This window comes from Bradyrhizobium sp. P2_E8, assembly GCF_056403875.1.
The window spans coordinates 1-1,938 of the sequence record NZ_JBFUES010001226.1; the positions used below are offsets into that span (position 1 = coordinate 1).

A 1,938-nucleotide genomic window follows, 5' to 3' on the forward strand; every position below is an offset into this window, starting at 1 on the left:
GTCTCGCGCAGCCAGCGCTGCGCCGGCACGGTGTCGTTGCGCTGGTGCCAGAACAGGCTGACGATGCGCGGCGGCGCCTTGAGCGGAAGTGGCATGGCGTGCAGCAACGGCGCATGCCTTGATTGCGAACGCAGGTCGCTCGGCAGCACGGCAATGAGGTCGGACTGGCGCACGACCTCGTAGGCGGCGCTGTAGTGATTGACGGTCGCAACCAGGTTGCGCGACAGCCCGCGCGAGGCGAGGAAGAGGTCGTAGGACGGCATGGTCTTGCCCGCGAGGCTCACATCGACGTGACCCGCGTTGAGGAAAGTGCGCGTGCTGAGCCGCTTCATCGCCGCGAGCGGATGGCCGCGCCGCATGAAGCAGGCATAGTCGACGGTCCACAGCGAGCGCGAGCGAATGGCGGCCGGCTGCTGCGCCTCGTTGACATAGACGCTCATGACGCAGTCGACCCTGTTGTCCTCGAGCTGGTCGGCGATCTCGATGACCGTGTTGGGCACGGTGTGGACGCGTGCCTTGGGCGCGATCTTGCCGAGATGACCGAGCAGGTTCGGCATCACCAGCGAGGCGACGTAGTCCGACATCGACAGGCTGAACTCGGTCTGCGCGCGGCCGGGATCGAACACCTGCTCGTCGAGCGCACCACGCACGCTTTCCAGCGCCTCGCCGATCGGCTCCCACAGCACCACGGCGCGCTGGGTGGGACGGATGCCGGTGCCGGATCGCACGAACAGGGGATCGCCGAGCGCGTCGCGCAGCCGCGCCAGCGCGTTGCTGACCGCGGGCTGGGTCATCGTCAGCGCGCTCGCGGCGCGCGTGACGCTGCCCTCGGTCATCAGCGCCTCGAAGACTTTCAGGAGGTTGAGGTCGAGCGCACGGAACGACACGAACATTCACCACAGTGATATATTAGATCATGATTATAAATTATGACGATAATGTCTCCTTGTCTATGGTTCCTGAGGGACACGCGGAGCGCCGGGCCGCCAGACTGAGGGGACTTTCATGTCGATGATATCGGCGCGCATCGAGCGCCTTCCGTTCGCACGCTTCCACAAGCATCTGCTGCTGATGGGCGGGCTCGGCTACATGTTCGACGCGATGGACGCGGCGGTGCTGGCCTTCATCCTGCCGGTGCTGCGCACGGCGTGGAATCTGTCGAGCGTGCAGATCGGCGTGCTCGGCAGCAGCACCTATATCGGCTTCCTGTTCGGCGCGTTGCTGGCAGGCACGCTGGGCGACCTGATCGGCCGCCGCGCCGTGATGATGTCCGCGCTCGCGCTCTATTGCGCGGCGTCCATCGTGAGCGCGATGGTCGATGCATGGCCGTCCTTCTTCGCCGCACGCGTCGTCGCCGGCATGGGCACCGGTGCGGAGAGCGCGATCATCGCGCCCTATCTCGCGGAGTTCGTCGCGCGGCGTTACCGCGGCAGCTTCACCGGCGCGCTGGCCGGCTTCTTCTCCTTCGGCTTCGTTGCCGCGGCGCTGCTCGGCTACTTCATCGTGCCCGCCTATGAGAACGGCTGGCGCATGGTGCTGGTCATCACGGCGGTGCCGGTCGTCATGCTGTTGTGGTGGCGCCGGGCGCTGCCGGAATCGCCGCGCTGGCTCGAAAGCCGGGGCAGGGAGAAGGAAGCCGAAGCCGTGCTGGACAGGATCGAGACAGAGTTTGCGCGCCGGGGCCATGTCCTGCCGCAGCCGGTCGTCGAAGCCGTCGCGCCGCAGGGAGCGACCGGAACGCTGCTCGCCAATTTCGCCGCGCTCCTCGCAGGCCGGCAGGCGCGCATCACCATCATGACCTGGATCATGTGGCTGGCGATCACCTTCAGCTATTATTCCTTCTTCGTCTGGATCCCTGGCCTGCTGGTCCAGAACGGCATGAGCATCACCAGGAGCTTCGCCTATTCGATCGCGATCTATTGCGCGCAAGTTCCCGGC

The 1,938-nt window shown here is 65.9% G+C and carries 2 protein-coding genes; one reads left to right on the forward strand and one right to left on the reverse strand.

Translation table 11 applies throughout. From position 1 onward, the window contains the following. Nucleotides 1–893: LysR family transcriptional regulator (locus tag AC1D00_RS38925; protein ID WP_477014330.1), on the reverse strand; the 893-nt coding region annotated here is incomplete at its 3' end. A gap of 112 nt (nt 894–1,005) precedes the next feature. On the opposite strand from AC1D00_RS38925, the gene AC1D00_RS38930 reads away from it, so the two are divergent. Next, the coding region (locus AC1D00_RS38930; protein WP_477014331.1) for an MFS transporter at nt 1,006–1,938 on the forward strand (933 nt) is incomplete at its 3' end.